This window comes from Acidiphilium iwatense (assembly GCF_021556475.1).
In the GTDB taxonomy this organism is placed as follows: Bacteria; Pseudomonadota; Alphaproteobacteria; order Acetobacterales; family Acetobacteraceae; genus Acidiphilium; species Acidiphilium iwatense.
Genome location: NZ_JAKGBZ010000037.1, coordinates 17,288 through 37,552, shown reverse-complemented (window position 1 = coordinate 37,552; position 20,265 = coordinate 17,288). Strand labels below are relative to the sequence as shown.

Here is a 20,265-nt window from a genome sequence, read left to right as displayed (position 1 = left end):
CGAGGCTGAGCTTCACCACATACTTCTTTACGGCACTTTGTTTCGCGGTCACGAACCATCTCCGTCGTTGCGGAGTCATCGAATCGAAGGTCCGCCGCAAAATCAATGACGGAGGGTACTAGTCGGTGCGACTTAAGCCGGCTTGCCGTCATCGCGCAGCACCACGTAGATCGCCGGGATCACCAACAGGGTCAGCAGCGTCGAGGATGCCAAGCCGAACAGCAGAGAGATCCCCAGGCCCTGGAAGATCGGATCGGGCAGGATGGCCGCCGCGCCGATCATCGCCGAAAGTGCCGTCAGCAGGATCGGCTTCGCACGGATTGCGCCGGCGTCCAGCAGCACGCGACGTAGCGGAGTGACTCCGTCCTGGCCGCGACGGATAAAATCGACGAGCAGGATCGAATTGCGCACAATAATCCCGGCGAGCGCGATGAAGCCGATCATCGAAGTCGCGGTGAAATACGCTCCGAGCAGCCAGTGGCCAAGCATGATGCCGATCAGCGTGAGCGGCACCGGAGTCAGGATCACCAGCGGGATCTTGAAGCTGCGGAACTGGCCGACGACAAGGACATAGATTCCGAGCAGGGCGACGATGAACGCAGCCCCCATGTCGCGGAAGGTGACATAGGTAACGCGCCACTCGCCGGCCCAGCGCAGTGTCGGCGTCGCGTCATTCAGTGGTGCACCGGCAAGGCCGATTGCTGGTTTCGGTAGTGCCTTGGTCCAATGATGCTGCGCGATCAGATGATCGACCGCGAAAATCGCGTAGATTGGCGCCTGGAATTTTCCCGCGAGATCGGCTTCGATCATGTCGGCGAACTGGCCGTCGCGCCGATAGATCGAATAGGAGCCTTGCGATTGTTTTGCGGTGACAATCTGGCCGAGTTCGACGACGGATGTCGCGCCGGGAATCGCACTGGCCGGGATCGGTGTCGCCGCCAGCGTGTCGTTCCAGGAGCGGCCGTCATTCGGCAGACCCACGGTGATGTCGACCGGCAGGTGCTCCGCTCCGCGATACGCGTAGCCGACCGCGACCCCGCCGAGCAGGTCACGGATCGTCGCATTCACATCCGACTGCTCGACCTTGTAGAAATTGAGCTTGCTCTGATCAACGGTGATGTCGAGCTGTGGCCGCCGGTAGCCCCAGGAATCATGGATGTCGGCGATATAGGGCACGCGCGCGAAGAGACGCTTGACTTCGCGCGCCTCGGCAAGCCGGAGCTTGGCGTTCGGCGCGTAGATCTCGGCGACCAGCGGAGCGAGCACCGGCGGGCCGGGCGGCGACTGGACGATCTGCAGGGTCGCCCCCGGCGGCAGGGTGACCGTACGCACCGCCCTGCGCAGATGCCCGGCGATGGTGTTCGTGAGTTCGTCACGCTCGTCGCGTGGCTTCAGCAGGATGTGCAACTCGCCCTGGTTTGGTGCCTGCCGCGCGTAGTAGTGCCGCACCAGGCCGTTGAAGTCGAACGGGCCGGCAGTGCCGGCATAGGCCGTAACGGATCTGACATCATGGACGGTCTCGGCGCGGCGCGCCAGCGCGAACAGGGTTTGCTCAGTGGCTTCGAGCGATGCGCCGGCCGGCAGATCGAGGACCACCGTCAGATGCGAGTTGTTGCCGAACGGTAGCAGCTTCACCGTCACCACATCGAAATAGAACAGCGAGAGCGCTGCGAGCGTGGCGAAACCGACGCCGAGCAGAAAGATCAGGGCGCGCCCGCGGGTTCGGATCATCGGCTCGGCGATGCGCCAATACCATCCCGCAAGGCTATTGCGGACTGCATGAGGATGTGACCCAGCATGCCGATTGCGTGGTGCGAGTTTCAGTATCATCCAGGGCACCGCGATCGTCGCCATGAAGAACGAAAATGCCATCGCTATCGAGGCATTGATCGGAATCGGCGCCATATAGGGGCACATCAAGCCGGAGACGAACAGCATCGGCAGCAGCGCGGTGATCACCGTCAATGTCGCGATGATGGTTGGGTTGCCAACCTCGGCAACCGCTTCGATCGCCGATTGCAGGCGCGTCCGCTCGTCGCGCATCTCCCAGTGGCGGGAGATGTTCTCGATCACCACGATGGCGTCATCCACCAGGATGCCAATCGCAAAGATCAGCGCGAACAGGCTGACGCGGTTGATCGAGAAACCGAGGATCCAGGACGCGAAGATGGTCAGCAGCACGGTGGTGGGAATCACCACCCCGGTCACCGCCGCCGCGCGCCAGCCGATGGTGAAGGCGATCAGCAGCACAATCGAAGCGGTAGCCAGCGCCAGATGGAACAATAGGTCGTTGACCTTGGCGTTGGCGCTGCGACCATCGTCGCGGGTGATCGTGACCGCAACATCGCGCGGGATCAATCTTCCGCGCAGCGAGGTGAGGCGTTCGCGGATCGTGTGCGCGATGACGACGGCGTTGGACCCGGAGCGCTTGGCGAAGGCGATGCTGATGGCCGGCGTGGTGCGCCAAGCGGATTTGTCTGCGCGCGTCTCCCGGTCGACGTCGGGGCGGAAACGCTGTTTTTCGTCTGCCGACAGATCCAGTCGCTGGCGCCCGCCATGATCGAACGGTCACGCCAACCCGTGGATCAGTCGCGTCGTCCCGAAAAGACGTATTTAGCCAACGCGACGATTGCGAGAATGACGAGGATCACGATCAGGAGCCAAACCAGGCTGGCACCTCCCATCATGCCCCATCCCCAACCATTCATCATGCCGGCGCCCATCATTGTCTTACTTTCCCATGGTTCGTTGCAGGCTCCTCGGACTGGCCTGACCACCTGTGGTCAAGCCAGTCGAGGACTCTCCGCAGCGTTTGACCACCATTTCGGGTCGTTAATGCGACTGGGACTGCGTCCCGGCCGGTCTGGCCGGCGGTCTGCCCATCATCGAATAGCCCGGCATAGAACCCGCCCGGTTCGAGGTTCCGCGCACCGTGGTCATCATCCGCATCATGACCATCATGGGACCCATTATCCCGCTCTGGCCACCCCGATAGGACATCATCCTGCCTCCCATCATCCAGCCACCCGACATGCCATTCCACCGCGGCATGGTCCCGGCGCGGTTGGACTGGGATGCAGACACGGGCGGTGTCGGGGGCGTGGTTGCGGCCAGAGCCGGGACCGCCGTCGCGACCACAGCCACCGAGAGCAGCATAGCGGACAGAATCTTCATGGCATTTTTCCTTCTTCCTGGCGCAGGCAAAGGGGCTCGTCGCGATCCAACGGATATCCCCCGTCTGCCGCAACGGCAGAACCTTGCCCGCCGAGAAGCAATATACGGATCATTTGTCACCGAAGATTGTCAGCGGGAGGCAAAGCTGTGACAATTCCTGCCACGCCGGGCATCCGACACAACCTGACACATATTTGTTGAGGCATGTTCTGCTGTGCCCGGCTAGATCACGAACATGAACGAAGCCCCACATATCCTGCTCGTCGAAGACCATCGCGAAATTCGCGATCTGGTGCAGCGGGTGCTGCAACGCGAAGGGTTCCGGGTCAGTCTGGCGGCCGACGGCCGCGCCATGCGCAAACTGCTGGCCGACAACCGGATCGACCTGATCCTGCTCGACCTCATGCTGCCGGGCGAGGATGGGCTGTCGCTCTGTCGCTCGGTGCGCACGGAAAGCCGCGTGCCGATCATCATGCTGACGGCCAAGGGCGAAGAGGTCGATCGGGTCATCGGCTTAGAGATGGGCGCTGATGACTATCTGCCGAAGCCGTTTGGCAGCCGTGAGCTGATCGCCCGGATCCGGGCGGTCTTGCGTCGCGCCCCGTTTGTCAGCGAGCCTGGGCGGCAAGCCGGGCGATACCGCTTCGATCGTTGGGTGCTGGATGTCGAACGCCGGGAATTATTGGGCGAGGACGGTGTAAGCGTGCCCCTGAGTTCCGGCGAGTTCGACCTGCTTCTGGTGTTGGTCGAACGGCCCCAGCATGTCCTGAGCCGCGAACAATTGCTCGATCTGGCGCGTGGGCGCAATGCTGCCCCGCTCGATCGCAGCATCGATACCCAAATCAGCCGGTTGCGCCGCAAGATCGAGCGGGACGTCTCCGAGCCGCAACTGATCAAGACGATCTGGGGCAGCGGCTACATGTTCACACCCGCGGCCGAGCCGCTCCGGCGGGGCGATTGATGTCGCGGATGCCCCGTTTGGCTCCAGCCACGTTGTTCGGCCAGACCGTACTGATCCTGCTGGCCGGGCTGGTGTTCTCGGCCCTGCTCGGGATCTCGATCCTTGCCTTCAACCAAGCGACGGTCGTGCGCGAAATGGGTGCCTTCGCGGCCACCCAGCGGATCGTTAATCTGGCGCGCCTGATCGATGACGTGCCGGCCGATTGGGGCGGCCGGCTCGTCAGGGCGGCAAGTGGCGAGACGCTACAGATCACGTTATCGACCCACCGCCCATCCTGGGCGAAGATTCGGGCAACGGGCGCGGGGGCGCGGACGATTCACGCGTTCCTGGCCCGCCAGTTGCCGCCGAACCTGACGAACAGCTTGCACGTCACCGTTGGAACCGCGTCGCTTCGGGCGCTGACCGCGCCGCATGGCATGATGGCGATGATGCACCAGCCATCGTTGCGGGGCATGCCGATGATGGATCGTTCAGGGATGCCGGGCATGATGGCTGGGCGTCGCATGCGGGCGGCGGTGAGGCTTCCCAGCGGACCGTGGGTCACTTTCGCCGTTGTGCTCCCCCCAAGCGGGTTTGGGCTCTCCTGGCCATTCCTGATCGCTTTGGTAGCGATGGGCATGATCGTCGTCCCGGCTTCCGTATGGGCGGTGCGGCGGGTCACCGCGCCACTCAGGACGCTGGCCGAGGCGGCCGAGCGGCTGGGTCGCGATGTTGCAGCACCGCCACTTGCCGAGATCGGCAGTACGGAGACGCGCCAGGCGGCGCATGCGTTCAACTTGATGCAGGCCCGTCTGCGGCAATTGGTGGAAAGCCGCACCCGCATGCTGGCGGCGCTCTCACACGATCTCCGCACCCCGCTCACCTTGCTGCAGTTGCGCGTTGAGGATGTGCAGGAAGTCGAGGAACGCGAACGCATGGTGGCGGCCATCGCGTCGATGAACCAGATGATTGAAGCGACACTCGCTTTCGCCCGCGATGACGCAGCAGTCGAACCGCTCCGGCGCATCGATCTGGCAGCACTGCTGGTTGCGATCGTCGATGATCTGGCCGATGCCGGTTTGAACGTGGCAATGGCACCGGCCGCACCGGTCACGATGAGCTGCCAGCCAGTCGCGCTGCGTCGTGCGTTTGTTAACCTGCTTGATAATGCCGTCAAATATGGTGGGTCGGCGGATGTGGCAATCGCGTCCGATCGGCATACGGTGACGGTCACGATCGATGATCATGGACCGGGCATTCCCGCTGCCGAGCTTTCCAAGGTCTTCGAGCCGTTCTACCGGATCGAGGAATCGCGCAGCCGAGAGACCGGCGGCAGTGGCCTCGGTCTCGCCATCGCGTTGGCCGTTGTCGAGGCACATGGTGGCACGATCCAACTCGCGAACCGCTCCAGCGGCGGCCTCTCGGTCCGAGTAACCCTGCCGCGATAAGCATGGGATGTGTGGGAATTCTCCCCGGCCGCGGATTCTTCGCGCGACCCCAACATGTGACATAACGTAGTTATCAAGCACGCCGCCGTCCGTTTCTATTTCTTCGATCTTTTACGACAAAGAGTTTTTCCTGTTGCGCGGCTGATTTTCTGGCTCTCTATCTATGCCCGTTCTTATCCATGAGCGGGTTGATGAGCGGAACGAAAATTCTCTGGGGCCAGATGCTGGGAGCGCTGGCGATCGTGCTGCTCGGCTGTTGGGTGGCGACGGAGTGGACCGCCTGGCGGCTTGGCTTTCAGCCTGCGCTCGGGGTGCCCTGGCTCCGCCTTGGATCTACCAGGCTCTACCAGCCGCAACTGTTCTTCGCCTGGTGGTACCATTTTGATGTCTATGCGCCCGGAGTTTTTGCCAAGGGAGCGGTGATCGCGTCCGCTGGCGGTCTTGGCGCGGCGCTGCTGGCGATTGCGGCTTCGGTGCTCCGCGCGCGGCACGCCCGCCACGTCACCACCTACGGCTCCGCCCGCTGGGCGGATAAGCGCGATATCGAAACAGCGGGCTTGTTCCGTGGCACCGGTGTCCATCTCGGGCGGATGAGCGCGCACACGCTCCATCACGACGGGCCGGAGCACGTGCTGTGCTTCGCCCCCACCCGTTCGGGCAAGGGCGTCGGCCTAGTCGTGCCGACATTGCTGTCATGGACCGGCAGCGTGATCGTCCACGACATCAAAGGCGAGAACTGGACCCTGACCGCCGGCTGGCGTGCCCAGTTCAGCCACTGTCTGTTGTTCGACCCGACCAACCCGCGCTCCGCCGCCTACAACCCGCTGCTCGAAGTTCGCCGCGGCGAATCGGAGGTGCGGGATGTGCAGAACATCGCCGATGTGCTGGTCGATCCCGAGGGCGCGCTGGAGCGGCGCAACCATTGGGAGAAAACCAGCCACTCGCTGCTGGTCGGCGCGATCCTGCACGTGCTCTACGCCGAGCCGGACAAGACCCTGGCCGGTGTCGCCACCTTCCTCTCCGACCCGACGCGGCCGATCGAGCGGACGCTGCGCGCGATGATGACCACACGGCATCTGGGTGCGGGCGGCGTGCATCCGGTCATCGCGCAGTCGGCACGCGAACTCCTGAACAAATCGGAGAACGAGCGTTCCGGCGTGCTCAGCACGGCGATGTCGTTCCTCGGTCTCTATCGCGACCCGGTGGTGGCGAAGGTCACCTCCCACTCCGATTGGCGAATCGCCGATCTGGCGTCGGTGGAACGCCCGGTCTCGCTCTATCTCGTCGTGCCACCTTCGGATATCTCGCGCACCAAGCCGTTGATCCGCCTGGTGCTCAACCAGATCGGCCGGCGTCTTACCGAGACGCTGGACGACCCCATGCGGCGCGCCGCCAGGGCAAATTCATCGCGGTTGCTCTTGATGCTCGATGAATTCCCGGCATTGGGAAGGCTGGACTTCTTCGAGTCCACGCTCGCCTTCATGGCTGGCTATGGCATTCGCGCCTTTCTGATCGCGCAGTCGCTTAACCAGATCCAGAAAGCCTATGGCGAGCACGACGCGATCCTGGATAATTGCCATGTCCGGGTCTGCTTCGCGACCAACGACGAACGGACCGCCAAGCGTGTGTCCGACGCGCTCGGCACCGCGACCGAACTCCGCGCCATGAAGAATTACGCCGGCCATCGGCTGGCACCATGGCTGTCGCATCTGATGGTCAGTCGCCAGGAGACGGCGCGACCGCTGCTGACGCCTGGCGAGGTGATGCAGCTGCCGCCGACCGACGAGATCATCATGATCGCCGGCCTGCCGCCGATCCGGGCCAAGAAGCTGCGATACTATGAGGAACCAGCGTTCCGGGACCGGATGCTGCCTGCGCCAGTGCTGTCGGAACACGGCTATGGTGATCGCCCGCCATCGCGCGGCGATGACTGGACCGGAATAGCCGCGATCGGAACCCGCGGCTTCGAATTCAGCAAGGCAGACGAAGCACCTGCCGATCCGGCCAATGGCGGCATTCGCCAGGAGCCGGAACTCCCGGCGCACGAGTCCGTCGTTCCGATGCGCGAGCCGGCTCACGAATTCGATTTCCCGGAGGATGACCCGGACGACGAGCCGCAGCGCCAGCGGACCCTGGCGGCGCTGCAACGGCAAGCCGTGCGCGCCGTTGCGATGGATCACGACGATGGCCTGGGACTGGACATGTAGATCATGAAGAGCCGCCTCAACTGCTACTTCGATCCCAAACTCGCCGACCAGCTCACCACTTTTGCGCTGCGCCAGGGTATCCATCGCTCGCAACTGGTCGAGGCGGCGGTCATGGCGTTCCTCTCGCCCGACGCGCTGGATCGCCGCGAAGCCGCCTTTGTCCGCCGGCTGGATCGCCTATCGCGGCACATGGAGCGGATCGAGCGCGACCTGACCATCGCCATCGAGGTGCAGGCCCAGTTCGTGCGGTTCTGGCTGTCAGCCTCACCACCGATCCCGCCCGACCAGCAGGATGCCGCCAAGGCCCGCGGCGCGAGCCGTTACCAGGGTTTCATCGAGATTTTGGCCAAACGGCTCCAGCGCAGCGACTCCCTGGTCCGCGAGATCAGCAAAGAGATTACTCCCGAATTCAATGGGCGGGACAATGTGGCGGCGGGCACCAGCACCGGCGCCAGCGGTAACACGGACGACCATGACGCGGTCCTGGCCGGGATGGAGGACAAAAATGTCGGGCTCTGATGGGGTAGGGGTCTTGCTGACCCGCTCGGTGGGCATGCTGCGCACCGCACTGGGTCCGGCCATCGCGGCGCTGCTGGCGGACCCGGAGATCGTCGAGGTGATGCTCAACCCGGACGGCAAACTCTGGGTGGACCGGCTCGGCACAGGCCTCGCCAATACCGGCCTGATCATGCAGCCCGCCAATGGCGAACGGATCATCCGCCTGGTCGCCCATCATGTCGGGCTTGAGGCTCACCCGAGTAATCCGCGCATCTCGGCCGAACTGCCCGAGACCGGCGAACGCTTCGAGGGTCTGCTGCCACCGGTCGTGGCAGGCCCGACGTTCGCCATCCGCAAACCCGCCATCGCGGTGTTCTCGCTGGACGATTACGCCGCGGCCGGGATCATGCTGCCGGGTCAGGCAGCCCTGCTGCGCACCGCCATCACCGAACGCTGGAACATTCTGGTCGCCGGGGGCACCTCGACCGGCAAGACCACGCTCGCCAATGCGCTGCTCAAGGAGGTCACCGACACCGGCGATCGCGTCGTGGTGATCGAGGATACCCGTGAACTCCAGGTCGAAGCACCGAACCTTGTTGCACTCCGCACCAAGGATGGCGTCTGTTCGCTCGCCGATCTGGTCCGCTCCAGCCTGCGCCTGCGGCCCGATCGGATTCCGATCGGCGAAGTCCGCGGAGCAGAGGCGCTCGACCTGCTGAAGGCCTGGGGCACCGGCCATCCCGGCGGGATCGGTACGATCCATGCGGGCTCTGCCCTCGGCGCGCTGCGCCGGCTGGAGCAGCTGATCCAGGAGACGGTGGTCAACGTGCCGCGCCCGCTGATCGCCGAGACCATCGACCTGATCGCCGTTCTGCACGGCCGCGGCCGGCACCGCCGCCTCGCTGGACTCTGGCAGGTCGCCAAGACGCTGACCGCCGGCGACTACGCTCTCGCCGAGATCGGGTCGGCCCCAGATTCCAATGTTTTTCTCCTCCAGCCCGGGAGCCATCCATGACACTCAAATCGCTCCAGAAACTTAAAACGTCCGATGCACTCAAGGCGCCCAAAACGCCCGGACCTTCCAAGCATTTGACGACCCCGGTCCATCCTTGGCAGCCGAACCTGATCGCCATTCTGGCCGGCGCGATGTTGTGGCCGGCCTCCGCCCTGGCGGCTGGATCAAATATGCCGTGGGAGCAGCCGCTCCAACAAATCCTGAATTCGATCGAGGGGCCGGTGGCAAAAATCATCGCCGTGCTGATCATTATCGGCACCGGCCTTGGTCTCGCCTTTGGCGAAAGCTCCGGTGGCATGCGCCGTCTGATCCAGATCGTCTTCGGCCTGTCGATCGCCTTCGCCGCTGCGAGTTTCTTCCTGACCTTCTTCAATTTCTCCGGCGGGGCGTTGGTCGGATGAGCAACCCGGCAGACATCCCCGGCTGGTCGGTGCCGCTGCATCGCAGCCTGACCGAGCCGATCCTGCTCGCGGGCATCCCGCGCGGCATGGCGATCGCGATCGGCACGCTGGCGGCGGCGATCGGACTCGGACTGCAGCTCTGGCTGGCGGGGATCGCGATCTATCTGATCGGCCATACCGCAGCGTTGTTCCTGACCCGCCAGGACCCGCAATTCGGGCCGGTCTTCGCGCGGCATCTGCGCGCCGCGCGGCATCATCTCGACACCTGACCAGGAGCGGAACGGGAGATGCTCGACCTTCGGGAATATCAAACCAGACGCAGGGAACTCGCCGACTTTCTGCCTTGGGCGGGGCTGGTCGGTCCGGGCTTCGTGCTGAACAAGGACGGTGCCTTCCAGCGTACCGCGCAATTCCGCGGTCCTGATCTCGATTCCAGCACCGCAGCCGAATTGATCGCGGTGACCGCGCGGGTAAATAACGCGCTCAAGCGGCTCGGTGAAGGCTGGGCGATCTTTGTCGAGGCCGCACGATCCGCCGCTCCGGGCTATCCGGCGAGTTCATTCCCCGATCCGGTGTCGTGGCTGGTCGATGAAGAGCGCCGGCACGGCTTCGAGGAGGAGGGGGCGCATTTCGAGAGCCGGTATTATCTGACGTTCTGCTATCTCGCGCCACCGGAACGCGCCGAGCGCACCAACCGGCTGCTCTACGAGCGGGGCCATCAACCGGATCAGCGACAACGCCAGCCCCAAGGGCAGGCCCACAACCACGACCAAGACCAACACGCAGTACAAGGCCGAGGACGAAGGCAGGGCGAGTCCAGCGAGATCGACTGGCGCGGCATTCTGGACGGATTCGCCGCCGAGACCGACCGCGTGCTCGATTTGCTCGCCTCTCTCATGCCGGATTGCACATGGCTCGGTGACGCCGAGACATTGGCCTATCTGCATGCCACGATTTCGGCCAACGGGCACCATCCGGTCGCCGTGCCGGAGATACCGTTCTATCTCGACGGGCTGCTGCCTGACTGCGATCTGACGCCGGGCGTCGCGCCGATGCTCGGGCAGTGCCATCTCCGTACCATCACGCTTCGTGGCTTGCCGGACCGGACCTGGCCGGGATTGTTGGACGAACTCAACCGCCTGCCTCTCGAATACCGCTGGGTCGCGCGCTGGCTACCCCTGGAAAAACCCGAGGCGCAGAAGGAGTTGGGCAAGAAGCGCCGGCATTGGTGGGCCAAGCGCAAGGGCATCGCCGCCCTGCTGCGCGAGGTGATCTGGCAGCAGGAGACCCGACTGCTCGATACCGACGCTGAGAACCAATCGCTCGACGCCGATCTCGCACTCCAGGAACTCGGCTCCGATGCCGTCAGCTTCGGCTATTTCACCGCGACGGTGACGGTCTGGGATACCGACGAAGCAGCGGTCGCCGAAAAGATCCGCCAGGTCGGTCGCGCGATGCGCGCGCAGGGTTTCGTCGCCGTCGAAGAAACCCTGAACGCGGTGGAAGCCTGGCTCGGCAGCCTGCCCGGCCAGTGCTACGCCAATATCCGCCAGCCGCTGGTCTCCTCGCTCAACCTCGTCCACCTGCTGCCGCTCTCGGCGGTCTGGGCGGGACCGGAGCGCAACACGCATCTCGACGGTCCGCCGCTGCTGATCGCCCATACCGCCGGATCGACGCCGTTCCGCTTGGTGTTGCACCAGGGGGACGTGGGGCACACGCTGATCGTCGGCCCCACCGGCGCCGGCAAGAGCGTACTTCTGGCGCTGATCGCGCTGCAGTTCCGCCACTATCCCGGCGCGCGCGTGGTGATCTTCGACAAGGGACGATCCTCCAAGGCGACCGTGCTTGGCATGGGCGGGGCATTCCACGATCTCGCGCTTGGCGGTGATGTCTCGCACCAGCATGATCACGCCGTCGCCTTCCAGCCGCTGGCGCGGATCGATGATGCCGCCGAGCGGGCCTGGGCAGCGGACTGGATCGCCACCCTGTTCGTCCAGGAGAGCATCGAACTCACGCCCGAGGTTCGCGGTGCCATCTGGTCAGCGCTCGGTTCGCTGGCGACGGCGCCATGGCCGGAGCGCACACTATCGGGTTTTGCCGCGTTGTTGCAGGCCAACCGGCTCAAGGCGGCGCTGGAGCCCTATACGATCGCCGGACCGTTCGGCCGGCTGCTCGATGCCGAGCAGGAGAGCATCGGCACCACCGACGTACTCGCCTTCGAGACCGAGGATCTGCTCGGCTCGAAACACGCGGCGCGCGCCGTGCTGACCTATCTATTTCACCGGATTGAAGCCGGGCTCGACGGCCGGCCGACCCTGATCGCGGTCGACGAGGCGTGGTTCGCCCTGGATGATCTGGTCTTTGCGCCAAAACTGCGTGAATGGCTCAAGACGCTCCGGCGCAAGAATGCCTCGGTGCTGTTCTCGACCCAGAGCCTTGCCGATATCACCCGCTCGCCGGTCGCCCCTGCCGTGATCGAAAGCTGCCTGTCGCGCATCTTCCTGCCAAATGCACGCGCGATCGAACCGGAGAGCCGGGACGCCTATGCGCGTCTCGGCCTCAATGACCGGCAGATCGAGACCATCGCGCGCGCGGTCCCCAAACGCGAATACTGGTTCCAGTCGGCCGCCGGTTGCCGGCTATTCGAACTCGGCCTCGGCGACATCACGCTGGCGTTCTGCGGCGCCAGCCGGGCGGAAGACCTCGCCGCGATCGACCGGGTAATGGCCACCCACGGACCTGATGATTTTCCGGGGGCTTGGCTGCGTGAGCGCGGTCTCGCTTGGGCGGCGGAGCTTCTACCAGCCTCACGCCCCGTGGCTTCGGATCATTCGAATGGCGGCGCAAAAACTCGTTATCGATTGCAGCTTGATGCCGGCGTCGAGCCTCCCCTGCAGCACCCGCATCTCCCTTTCGACGATGATGTCGAAGCGCAACACGAATCCAACATGCGCACCACTCCCCCGATGGAGGTCCCATCATGAATCGCCCCGCCCGGTCTAGGCACCGACAGAAGAAGATCGTCAGCATGGGGTTGATCGCCGTGTTAGCGATCGCCGTCCCGATCGCGACGCAAGCCGCCATCCCGGTAATCGATTTTTCGAACCTGACCCAGAACGTGCTGACAGCCGCGCGGACGCTGGACGAGGTCAACAACCAGATCGCCCAGCTCCAGCAAGGCATCTCCATGCTGGAGAATCAGGCGCGTAATTTGACCGCATTGCCGTTCTCGGTTCTGTCCCAGTTGCAATCCTCGATGGGGCAGATCAACCAGCTGATGGGGCAGGCACAAAGCCTTGCCTATAGCGTCCAGCAGGTGCAGCAACAGTTCCGCACCCTCTATCCGAACTACCAATCGGCAGGATTCCAGGGCAATGTCACCCAGGCCAGCCTGCTGGCCGATGCCAATGCGCGCTGGCAGGCCTCGATCAACACCTTCCAACAGACGATGGACGTACAAAGCCAGATCGTCGCCGCGATCCCCGCCGATCAGGCCGATCTTTCATCCTTGGTCACCGCGAGCCAGGGCGCGGTGGGTGCGCTGCAGGCGATCCAGTCCAGCAATCAGCTGCTCGCCCTGCAATCGCGCCAGCTTTCCGCGACCCAGGACCTGATCGCCGCGGATGCCCGTGCCCAGGCCGCGAATGCCATGCAAAATGCCGAGGTCCGATCGGCCGCGCAAGCCGAATGGCAACGCTTCTACGGCAACGGCGTCGGCTATACTTTTGCTCCGGTCAATCTGTTCGGAGGATCAGCACCATGAACGTCAAAACCCTTGTCGCTATTTCATTTGTCGTTGTCGGTCTGCCCAGTCTGTCTGCGCCGGCATGGGCGAACGCCCCGACGATCGATCAACTCGTCGCCAACCCCAAAATGCTTACCGCCGAACTCGATCGCTGCAAGCAGCTCGGCATGGCGGCCAATACCGATGCGCGCTGCCACACCGCGTGGCAGGCCGAGAACAAGCGGTTCTTCGGTCATACCCCGACCTATACGCAGAAGCCGGTCAATCTCTTCAAAAATACCCCAAACAAGTTCGTTCCATCTGAACATGAACATGCAATTTCACCACTAGCGGCTGGAGCGCCGCATGGGTAGTAATCCGTCCATCATCGACCACTTTCTGAATGTTTTCAGTCAGTACATCAATTCTGGGTTTGGGCTCATCTCGCCCGATGTCGGCTTCCTGGTCGTTGTTCTGATCGGTATCGATGCGACACTGGCTGGGCTTGCCTGGGCTCTCGGCGAGGACAACGTCATCCAAGCCTTCGCTAAGAAAGTCCTGTATGTCGGCTTTTTTGCATTCATCCTGAACAACTGGCAGCTTCTGGCAGAGATCGTCTTCAACAGCTTTGCCGGGCTCGGTCTGAAGGCAACCGGATCGTCCCTTACCTATGCCCAATTCCTCCATCCCGGCCTGCTCGCCCAAGCCGGGGTGCAAGGCGCCGATGTCCTGCTCTCGCAAATCCAGCGCCTCGCCGGGTTTCCGAACATCTTCTGGAACCTCGGCGAGATCCTGGTCATGGGTCTGTCCTGGATCGTCACGCTGCTCGGCTTCTTCGTGCTGGCGATCCTGCTGTTCCTGGCCATTATCGAATTCAAGCTCACGACCCTCAAAGGCTTCATCCTCGTTCCTTTCGCCCTCTGGCGCGGCACCGCCTTCATCGCCGAGCCGGTGCTCGGCCAGATCGTCACCTCTGGGGTCCGTGTTCTGGTGTTTGCCGTGGTGACCGGCATCGGCACCCAGTTGTTCAGTCAGATCCTGCCGAGCAACCCGTCGGCGGTACTGTCGCTGCAGGACGCGCTCACCATCCTGCTGGCATCCATGACCATCGCCGGTCTCGCCTTCTCGGCGAACCGCCTCGCGGCCGGTATCACCTCCGGCGCGCCGCAGCTTGGCCTTGGCAGTGCTGCTGCAGCGGGCGGTGCCGCTGCCGGTGTTGTCACGTTGGCCGGAACAGGCGGAATCGCGGCGGTCCGCGCCGCGGCCTCCGGCATCGGCGGCGCAACGTCCCTCGCTGGCGGTGCCAGCGGTGCCTACGCCTCGGGCAGCGTCGCTGGTGGCGGCTCAGTCTCGGCCGGCCTTGGCGGCGTCGCCCGTGGTGCCGCCGGTGTGGCTGGCAGCGGATTACGCGGCATCGCCCTGAACGCTACGTCGGGATTGCGCGATCGCTTTGCCGCAGGTCAGCGTGCCGGCTGGGCGGCGACCGGCGGCAGCGGCTCCGGTGATGGTGGTTCGGGTGGTGGTGATTCAGGCAGCGGTGCCGAACCCGCATCGTCGCCAGGCGCCGCGGGGACTCCCGCTCGATCCGGCGCGCCAGCCTGGGCCGAAAATCTGCGGCGGCGTCAAGCCTATCGGACGGCGGAGCAAATTATCCGCGAGGGCGAAGCCGGTGGCGGCGGGATGCGGCCCAATCTGCGAGGAGACCGGACATGAGATGGCGGCGATTCTCCGCGCGGATGTCCGAGACCGAAACCCCGGCCACAGCCTATCAGCGTGCCGGGCAGCTCTGGGATCAGCGGATCGGTTCCGCCCGGGTTCAGGCCGCGAACTGGCGGCTGATGGCTTTTGGATGCCTCGCCCTAACGGCCGTCGTCACCGCCGACGATATTCGCACCCATTCGCGCGCCATGGTCACGCCCTTCGTCGTCGAAGTGAACCACCTGGGTGCCGTGCAGGCGGTCGCGCCGGCGCAGACCGAGGTACAGCCAACCGACACCGAGATCACTTACTTTCTGGCACAGTTCATCGAGCGGGTGCGTGGCCTTTCGGTCGATCCTGTCGTGGTCCGCAAGGCCTGGCTCGATGCCTACGCGCAGATTACCAGCCACGCCAAACCGATGCTCGATGCCTATGCCCGCCGGGCCGATCCGTTCGGACGGATCGGCAAGCGCGCCATTACCGTCGATGTCACCAGCGTCGTCCGCGCAAGTCCGAGTTCCTTCCGCGTCGCCTGGGTGGAACATCCCTACCAGGATGGCAGCGCTTTGCCGGCCCAACATTGGACCGCCATCCTCACCGTGGTGATCCAGACCCCGCATACCGAAGCGGCGCTGCGCCAGAATCCGCTCGGCATCTACATCGACGCGATCAGCTGGGCCCGCGAGGTGAATACCGTCCAGACCGAAGGATCCACCCCATGAGATTTTTGCTCCTGCTCCCGGTCGCCGGCGCCTTGGCACTCTCCGCCTGCGCGCAGCAAGTGCCGAAAATCGCCTATGGCGATCCGCAACCGGCCCATCTGATTGCACCGCCCCCGCCGCCCGTTCGCCTGGTGAAGCTGCCGGAACCGCTGCCCTTGCCGGATCAGTTGAAGAAACTCCCCCCGGCTATGGCGTATCGGCAACCAGCGCAGCCAGCGAACCCGGTCGCGCGCGTGGCTGCAGCCAATGCAGCCGCACGGATCAACCCGACGCGCGACGGCTACATCAACGCCATGCAGGTGTTCCCCTGGTCGACCGGCGCGCTCTATGAAATCTACGCCTCACCGCTGCACGTCACCGATATCGCGCTGCAGCCCGGCGAGCGCCTGATCTCGATCGCCGCCGGCGATACCGTGCAATGGAAGATCGGCAATACCACCAGCGGGTCCGGGCCGACCACGCAGGTCCATGTTCTAGTCAAGCCGATCTCGGCCGATCTGCCGATGAACAACATCGTCATCATGACCAATCGGCGCGCCTACCACCTCGAGATCCATCCCACGAAGCAGACCTACATGGCGGCGGTGTCCTGGAATTACCCGCAGGATGATCTGCTGGCACTCAAGGCGCAGAACACCGCCGCCACCGATTACGCCAGCACCGTCGCGGCGAGTGACGTCGATCTTGCCGATTTACATTTCCGGTACCGGATCAGCGGCGATCACCCGCCGTGGCGGCCCGTGCAGGTGTTCGATGACGGATCAAAGGTCTACATCCAGTTCCCGCCCGGCATCGCCCAGGGCGACATGCCGCCGCTGTTCATCCTCGGCGCATCCGGCGGCAAGGCAGAGATCGTCAACTATCGGGTGCGCGGTAATACGATGATCGTCGATCGGCTGTTCGCCGGAGCAGAGCTCCGCCTCGGCGCCGGGCCGCAGCAGATCGTGCGGATCACTCGCACCGATGGCAGCAGCGGATGACGGGCCCGGAGAACAACCAGGCGCCCGTGCCCCCCTCGGCACCGCCGCCGAAAGCTGATCCGGCATCGTTTGCGATCCGCGCCCAGCCGCGCGCTGTGACCCGGCTGTCGCGCCGGGCGCTGATTATCGCCGCCGGTAGCCTCGCGCTCTGCATTGGCGGCGCGGTTTGGTGGGCGTTCGCGCTGCACAGTTTTCGGATCACCACGGGCAAGCAGCTCTACAACACCGATGTTCGGCCTTCGGCCCAGGCAATGAATGGCTTGCCGAAGGGCTATGCTGGCCTGACCAAGCCGAAGCCAACGTCGACACCCACTCCTGCAAAGGTTCCCCAACTGGGACCGCCGCTGCAGGGCGATCTCGGATCGCCAATGCTGGGTCAGGCCTCACCGCCCGATCTTGCGCCGGCGCCGACCAATCCATCAGAACAGGCAGCCGCCCGGCTCCATGACCAGGCTGCCCTTGCCGGAGTGTTCTTCACCATGACCACGAACCCCGGCGGTGAGGACGCTTCGACTGGAGCAGTATCGAACAGCGCACCGGCAAATCCATCCCCCGGTGGACCAGCGGATCAATTCTATCCTCGGCGTGCAACACTGGCCGCGAGACAAACCCATTCTGGGCAGGGAGAAAAACAAGCCTTCCTGAACAGCCCGGTCGATCGCTCGGTCTATTCGCCGGACCGCCTGCAAAAACCCATCAGTCCCTACGAGCTGATGGCCGGGAGCGTCATTCCGGCCGCGCTGATCACCGGCCTGAATTCCGATCTGCCCGGCCCGGTGATTGCCCAGGTAACCCAGGACGTCTACGACAGCGTCACCGGCCGCTATCTGCTGGTCCCCCAAGGCGCCAAGCTGATCGGCAAATATGACAGCGTCGTCGCCTACGGCCAATCGCGCGTGCTGCTGATCTGGACGCGCCTCATCATGCCGGATGGCAGTTCGATCGTGCTCGACAATCTGCCCGCAGCCGACACCCAGGGATATGCGGGGCTCAAGGACGGCGTGGATTATCATTTCTGGAAGCTGCTGCGCGGCGTCGTGCTGTCATCCTTGCTCGGCGTCTCCAGCGCGCTCGCGACCAACAACGTCGTTGGTGGCAACAGTTCCGGCAATCTGATCATCTCGCTCGGTCAGAGTGGCGACCAGGCGACCAACCAGGCGGGCCAGCAGATCGTCTCGCATGACCTTGGCGTGCAGCCGACCCTCACCGTTCGTCCGGGATTCCCGTTCGACGTGATGGTCAACCGCGACATCGTATTCCGACCCTACACAGGGTCGTGAGAGGGAAGGGAGCAAAAGAATGGCAAAACTTCGTATCGGTGCACTGCCAGACGACCGGCCGGTAAAACGGACCATTACCTTCACCGCCGCGCAGGATAATCTGCTGCGCGACTATGCCGCCGCGATCGCCGCCCAGGACAGTTTGGCGGATGCCCCACTGGTCGAGAAACTCGTGCCCTTGATCGTCGAGCGGTTCATCACGACCGATAGGGGTTTCCGGAGCCGGAAGAAGAAAGCGGTGGGCTTGTCAGAGACGGTCAATCAGTCCGGCTCGAAGCGTGGCGAGACACCCGGCGATACGAGTACGAAAAATCATCCTACAATTTAGGGTCAATGCGAAAAAACTTGCAATCAAACCGAGATTGCATCCTCGGTTTGCGTCGGCACTTCAACATCCACGGATCAAGCTGCCGCCCGGAAAAGCAAGTCCTGCTGAAATTCTTCGCCGGCGACCAGTTTGATCTCCCGCGCGAGTCCCTGAAGTCCGCGCAAGTCATGATGGCTGCGGTTCCCCGCAACCACTTTCATTATAACTCACTCGAAATCCAAATCTGAGGATGGGCGGGGTGCTCGAATGTCTATCGACTGTGATCCTCTGGCACCCCGATGGCGGGGTTGACCTGAGCCCCTGAAACTCCTCCGATTTTAGGTAGAGTCCGCCTGAGCAGGAGGCGGAGATGAAGGGATCGCGTTTTACCGAGGAGCAGATCATTGGGATCCTGCGCGAGCAGGAGGCGGGGGCGAAGACGGCAGACGTGTGCCGCAAGCACGGCGTGAGCGAGGCGACGTTCTACAAGTGGAAGGCGCTGGGATCGAAGTTATGGAATGGCCCGCCCCTTTCCCCGCGGCGTAGTCTGCGGGGGCCACCGGAAGGAAAGGAATGTGCCATGGCGAAAGAGCTTGCGGTATTGGGGATCGATCTGGGCAAGAACAGCTGCAGCCTCGCGGGGTTGGATGCGAGCGGCGCCGTGGTGAAGCGGCGCCGGATGCGGCCGGACAGCGTGACGGTATTCACGGCGAAGATCCCGGCGTGTGTGATCGCCATGGAGGCGTGCTGTGGCGCCCATTATCTCGGGCGGCTGTTGGCGGCTCAGGGTCACACGGTCCGGCTGATGTCGCCGGAATATGTGCGCCCGTATGTGAAGGCGCAGAAGAACGATGATCGGGATGCCGAGGCGATCGCGGAAGCGGCGACCCGACCGACGATGCGCTTTGTGGAACTCAAAAGCGAGGAGCAGCTCGACCTACAGACGTTGCATCGGGCGCGGGACCGATTGGTCGGTGAACGGACGGCGCTGATCAACCAGCTGCGTGCGATCCTTCTCGAACGGGGGATTACCGTGCCGAAGGGACGGCGCAAGCTCGAGCATTACCTGGTGGCACGGTTCGATCAGAACGACGAGGATAGCATCGCGTTGACCCCACGAATGCAGGCTCTCATCGGGGACATGCGGGACGAATGGCGCGAACTGGATCACCGGATCGGTGCTTTCGACGACGAATTTGTTGCCCGTGCCCGCGACGACGAGGCGGCCTGCAGGCTGCTTTCGATCCCCGGTATCGGCCCCGATCAACGCCACCGCACTGATCGCTGCGATCGGCAAGGGCGAGACGTTTTCGCGGGGTCGGGATCTCGCGGCCTGGCTGGGGTTGGTACCGCGTCAGATCACGACGGGCGGGCGGCCCCGGCTTGCCGGGATCAGCAAGCGCGGCAACAGATATCTGCGCAAGCAGTTGATCCATGGCGCGCGCTCCGCCCTGCCAGGTCTGCTGACCAGTGCTACACCACTGGGCGGCTGGCTGCGGGGGTTGATGGCCAGGGTGCACAAGAACGCCGCGGTCGTCGCATTGGCCAACAAGCTGGCGCGGATTGCGTGGGCCGTCCTACGCCACGGCGACAAATTTGACGCGAAAGCCGTTGGTGTGACGGCGTGACCGAAATCGACCGGTGCTGATATGATGATCGGCTAACCGGTCCATGATGTTTGCGGGTGGTGGAAGAAAGATGGCCTGACAGTCGATCGGTATTCTGGAAATCTGCTAGACCCAATGGCGGACTTGACGCCGTCGAAGTTATGAGAACCAGAGCGCGCGGATCTCCATCGTGGCCGGGAGCTTACTCCGAGGCCGGATACGTTGACGCAGACTACACGGTTCATCTGACAAAAAACTACTTGC

Annotated in this window: 18 protein-coding genes and 2 pseudogenes; 17 read left to right on the top strand and 3 right to left on the bottom strand. The window is 63.8% G+C overall.

What is annotated here, in order from left to right; translation table 11 throughout:
• Positions 1-132 precede the first annotated feature (132 nt).
• From L2A60_RS15480 to L2A60_RS15470, 3 genes are all read right to left on the bottom strand, one after another.
• Positions 133-2,535, bottom strand: coding sequence for an efflux RND transporter permease subunit (locus L2A60_RS15480; protein ID WP_268920281.1), 2,403 nt, complete (start codon positions 2,533-2,535; stop codon positions 133-135).
• A gap of 50 nt (positions 2,536-2,585) precedes the next feature.
• The gene (locus L2A60_RS15475; protein ID WP_172637315.1) at positions 2,586-2,726 is read right to left on the bottom strand and encodes a hypothetical protein; all 141 of its coding nucleotides are present in this window, start codon (positions 2,724-2,726) and stop codon (positions 2,586-2,588) included.
• A 106-nt stretch (positions 2,727-2,832) separates the two neighbouring features.
• Positions 2,833-3,174, bottom strand: coding sequence for a hypothetical protein (locus L2A60_RS15470; RefSeq protein ID WP_041665086.1), 342 nt, complete (start codon positions 3,172-3,174; stop codon positions 2,833-2,835).
• 235 nt (positions 3,175-3,409) lie between these two features.
• On the opposite strand from L2A60_RS15470, the gene L2A60_RS15465 reads away from it, so the two are divergent.
• The 17 genes and pseudogenes from L2A60_RS15465 to L2A60_RS15385 all read left to right on the top strand — a co-directional run bounded on the left by L2A60_RS15465 (position 3,410) and on the right by L2A60_RS15385 (position 20,022).
• Positions 3,410-4,135 (top strand): response regulator, encoded by a 726-nt coding sequence (locus L2A60_RS15465; protein ID WP_235705349.1) that lies wholly within the window; start codon positions 3,410-3,412, stop codon positions 4,133-4,135.
• 32 nt (positions 4,136-4,167) lie between these two features.
• On the top strand, positions 4,168-5,562 hold the full coding sequence (locus L2A60_RS15460) for an ATP-binding protein (RefSeq protein WP_235705348.1): 1,395 nt from the start codon (positions 4,168-4,170) through the stop codon (positions 5,560-5,562).
• A gap of 191 nt (positions 5,563-5,753) precedes the next feature.
• Positions 5,754-7,769 (top strand): conjugal transfer protein TraG, encoded by a 2,016-nt coding sequence (locus L2A60_RS15455; RefSeq protein WP_235705347.1) that lies wholly within the window; start codon positions 5,754-5,756, stop codon positions 7,767-7,769.
• Positions 7,770-7,772: 3 nt separating this feature from the next.
• On the top strand, positions 7,773-8,288 hold the full coding sequence (locus L2A60_RS15450; protein ID WP_235705346.1) for a conjugal transfer protein TraG: 516 nt from the start codon (positions 7,773-7,775) through the stop codon (positions 8,286-8,288).
• A complete protein-coding gene (gene trbB / locus L2A60_RS15445; protein ID WP_235705345.1) occupies positions 8,275-9,282 on the top strand; it encodes a P-type conjugative transfer ATPase TrbB in 1,008 nt (335 codons plus the stop codon). Before L2A60_RS15450 ends, trbB begins: the two co-directional genes overlap by 14 nt.
• Complete coding sequence (locus L2A60_RS15440; protein WP_235705344.1) at positions 9,279-9,683, top strand: TrbC/VirB2 family protein; 405 nt, start codon at positions 9,279-9,281, stop codon at positions 9,681-9,683. The genes trbB and L2A60_RS15440 overlap by 4 nt, the downstream gene beginning before the upstream one ends.
• The gene (locus tag L2A60_RS15435; protein WP_013640697.1) at positions 9,680-9,952 is read left to right on the top strand and encodes a VirB3 family type IV secretion system protein; all 273 of its coding nucleotides are present in this window, start codon (positions 9,680-9,682) and stop codon (positions 9,950-9,952) included. Before L2A60_RS15440 ends, L2A60_RS15435 begins: the two co-directional genes overlap by 4 nt.
• Positions 9,953-9,970: 18 nt before the next feature.
• The gene (gene trbE, locus L2A60_RS15430) at positions 9,971-12,667 is read left to right on the top strand and encodes a conjugal transfer protein TrbE (RefSeq protein WP_235705343.1); all 2,697 of its coding nucleotides are present in this window, start codon (positions 9,971-9,973) and stop codon (positions 12,665-12,667) included.
• Positions 12,664-13,446, top strand: a complete 783-nt coding sequence (gene trbJ, locus L2A60_RS15425; RefSeq protein ID WP_013640695.1) for a P-type conjugative transfer protein TrbJ — start codon at positions 12,664-12,666, stop codon at positions 13,444-13,446. Before trbE ends, trbJ begins: the two co-directional genes overlap by 4 nt.
• Positions 13,443-13,781: a putative entry exclusion protein TrbK-alt gene (gene trbK-alt / locus L2A60_RS15420; protein ID WP_013640694.1), complete on the top strand. Its 339-nt coding sequence runs from the start codon at positions 13,443-13,445 to the stop codon at positions 13,779-13,781. Before trbJ ends, trbK-alt begins: the two co-directional genes overlap by 4 nt.
• Positions 13,774-15,120: a P-type conjugative transfer protein TrbL gene (gene trbL / locus L2A60_RS15415; protein ID WP_235705342.1), complete on the top strand. Its 1,347-nt coding sequence runs from the start codon at positions 13,774-13,776 to the stop codon at positions 15,118-15,120. The genes trbK-alt and trbL overlap by 8 nt, the downstream gene beginning before the upstream one ends.
• Positions 15,117-15,827 (top strand): conjugal transfer protein TrbF, encoded by a 711-nt coding sequence (trbF, locus tag L2A60_RS15410; RefSeq protein WP_235705341.1) that lies wholly within the window; start codon positions 15,117-15,119, stop codon positions 15,825-15,827. The genes trbL and trbF overlap by 4 nt, the downstream gene beginning before the upstream one ends.
• Positions 15,824-16,807, top strand: coding sequence for a P-type conjugative transfer protein TrbG (gene trbG, locus L2A60_RS15405; protein ID WP_235705340.1), 984 nt, complete (start codon positions 15,824-15,826; stop codon positions 16,805-16,807). The genes trbF and trbG overlap by 4 nt, the downstream gene beginning before the upstream one ends.
• Entirely contained in the window at positions 16,804-18,087 is a 1,284-nt protein-coding gene (locus tag L2A60_RS15400) for a TrbI/VirB10 family protein (RefSeq protein WP_235705339.1), read from the top strand. Before trbG ends, L2A60_RS15400 begins: the two co-directional genes overlap by 4 nt.
• A gap of 19 nt (positions 18,088-18,106) precedes the next feature.
• Positions 18,107-18,415: a DUF2274 domain-containing protein gene (locus L2A60_RS15395; protein WP_013640689.1), complete on the top strand. Its 309-nt coding sequence runs from the start codon at positions 18,107-18,109 to the stop codon at positions 18,413-18,415.
• Between the two features lie 349 nt (positions 18,416-18,764).
• Positions 18,765-18,888: pseudogene (locus L2A60_RS15390) on the top strand (transposase); the annotation flags it as partial.
• An 86-nt stretch (positions 18,889-18,974) separates the two neighbouring features.
• Positions 18,975-20,022, top strand: a pseudogene (locus tag L2A60_RS15385) (IS110 family RNA-guided transposase).
• Positions 20,023-20,265: the final 243 nt, after the last annotated feature.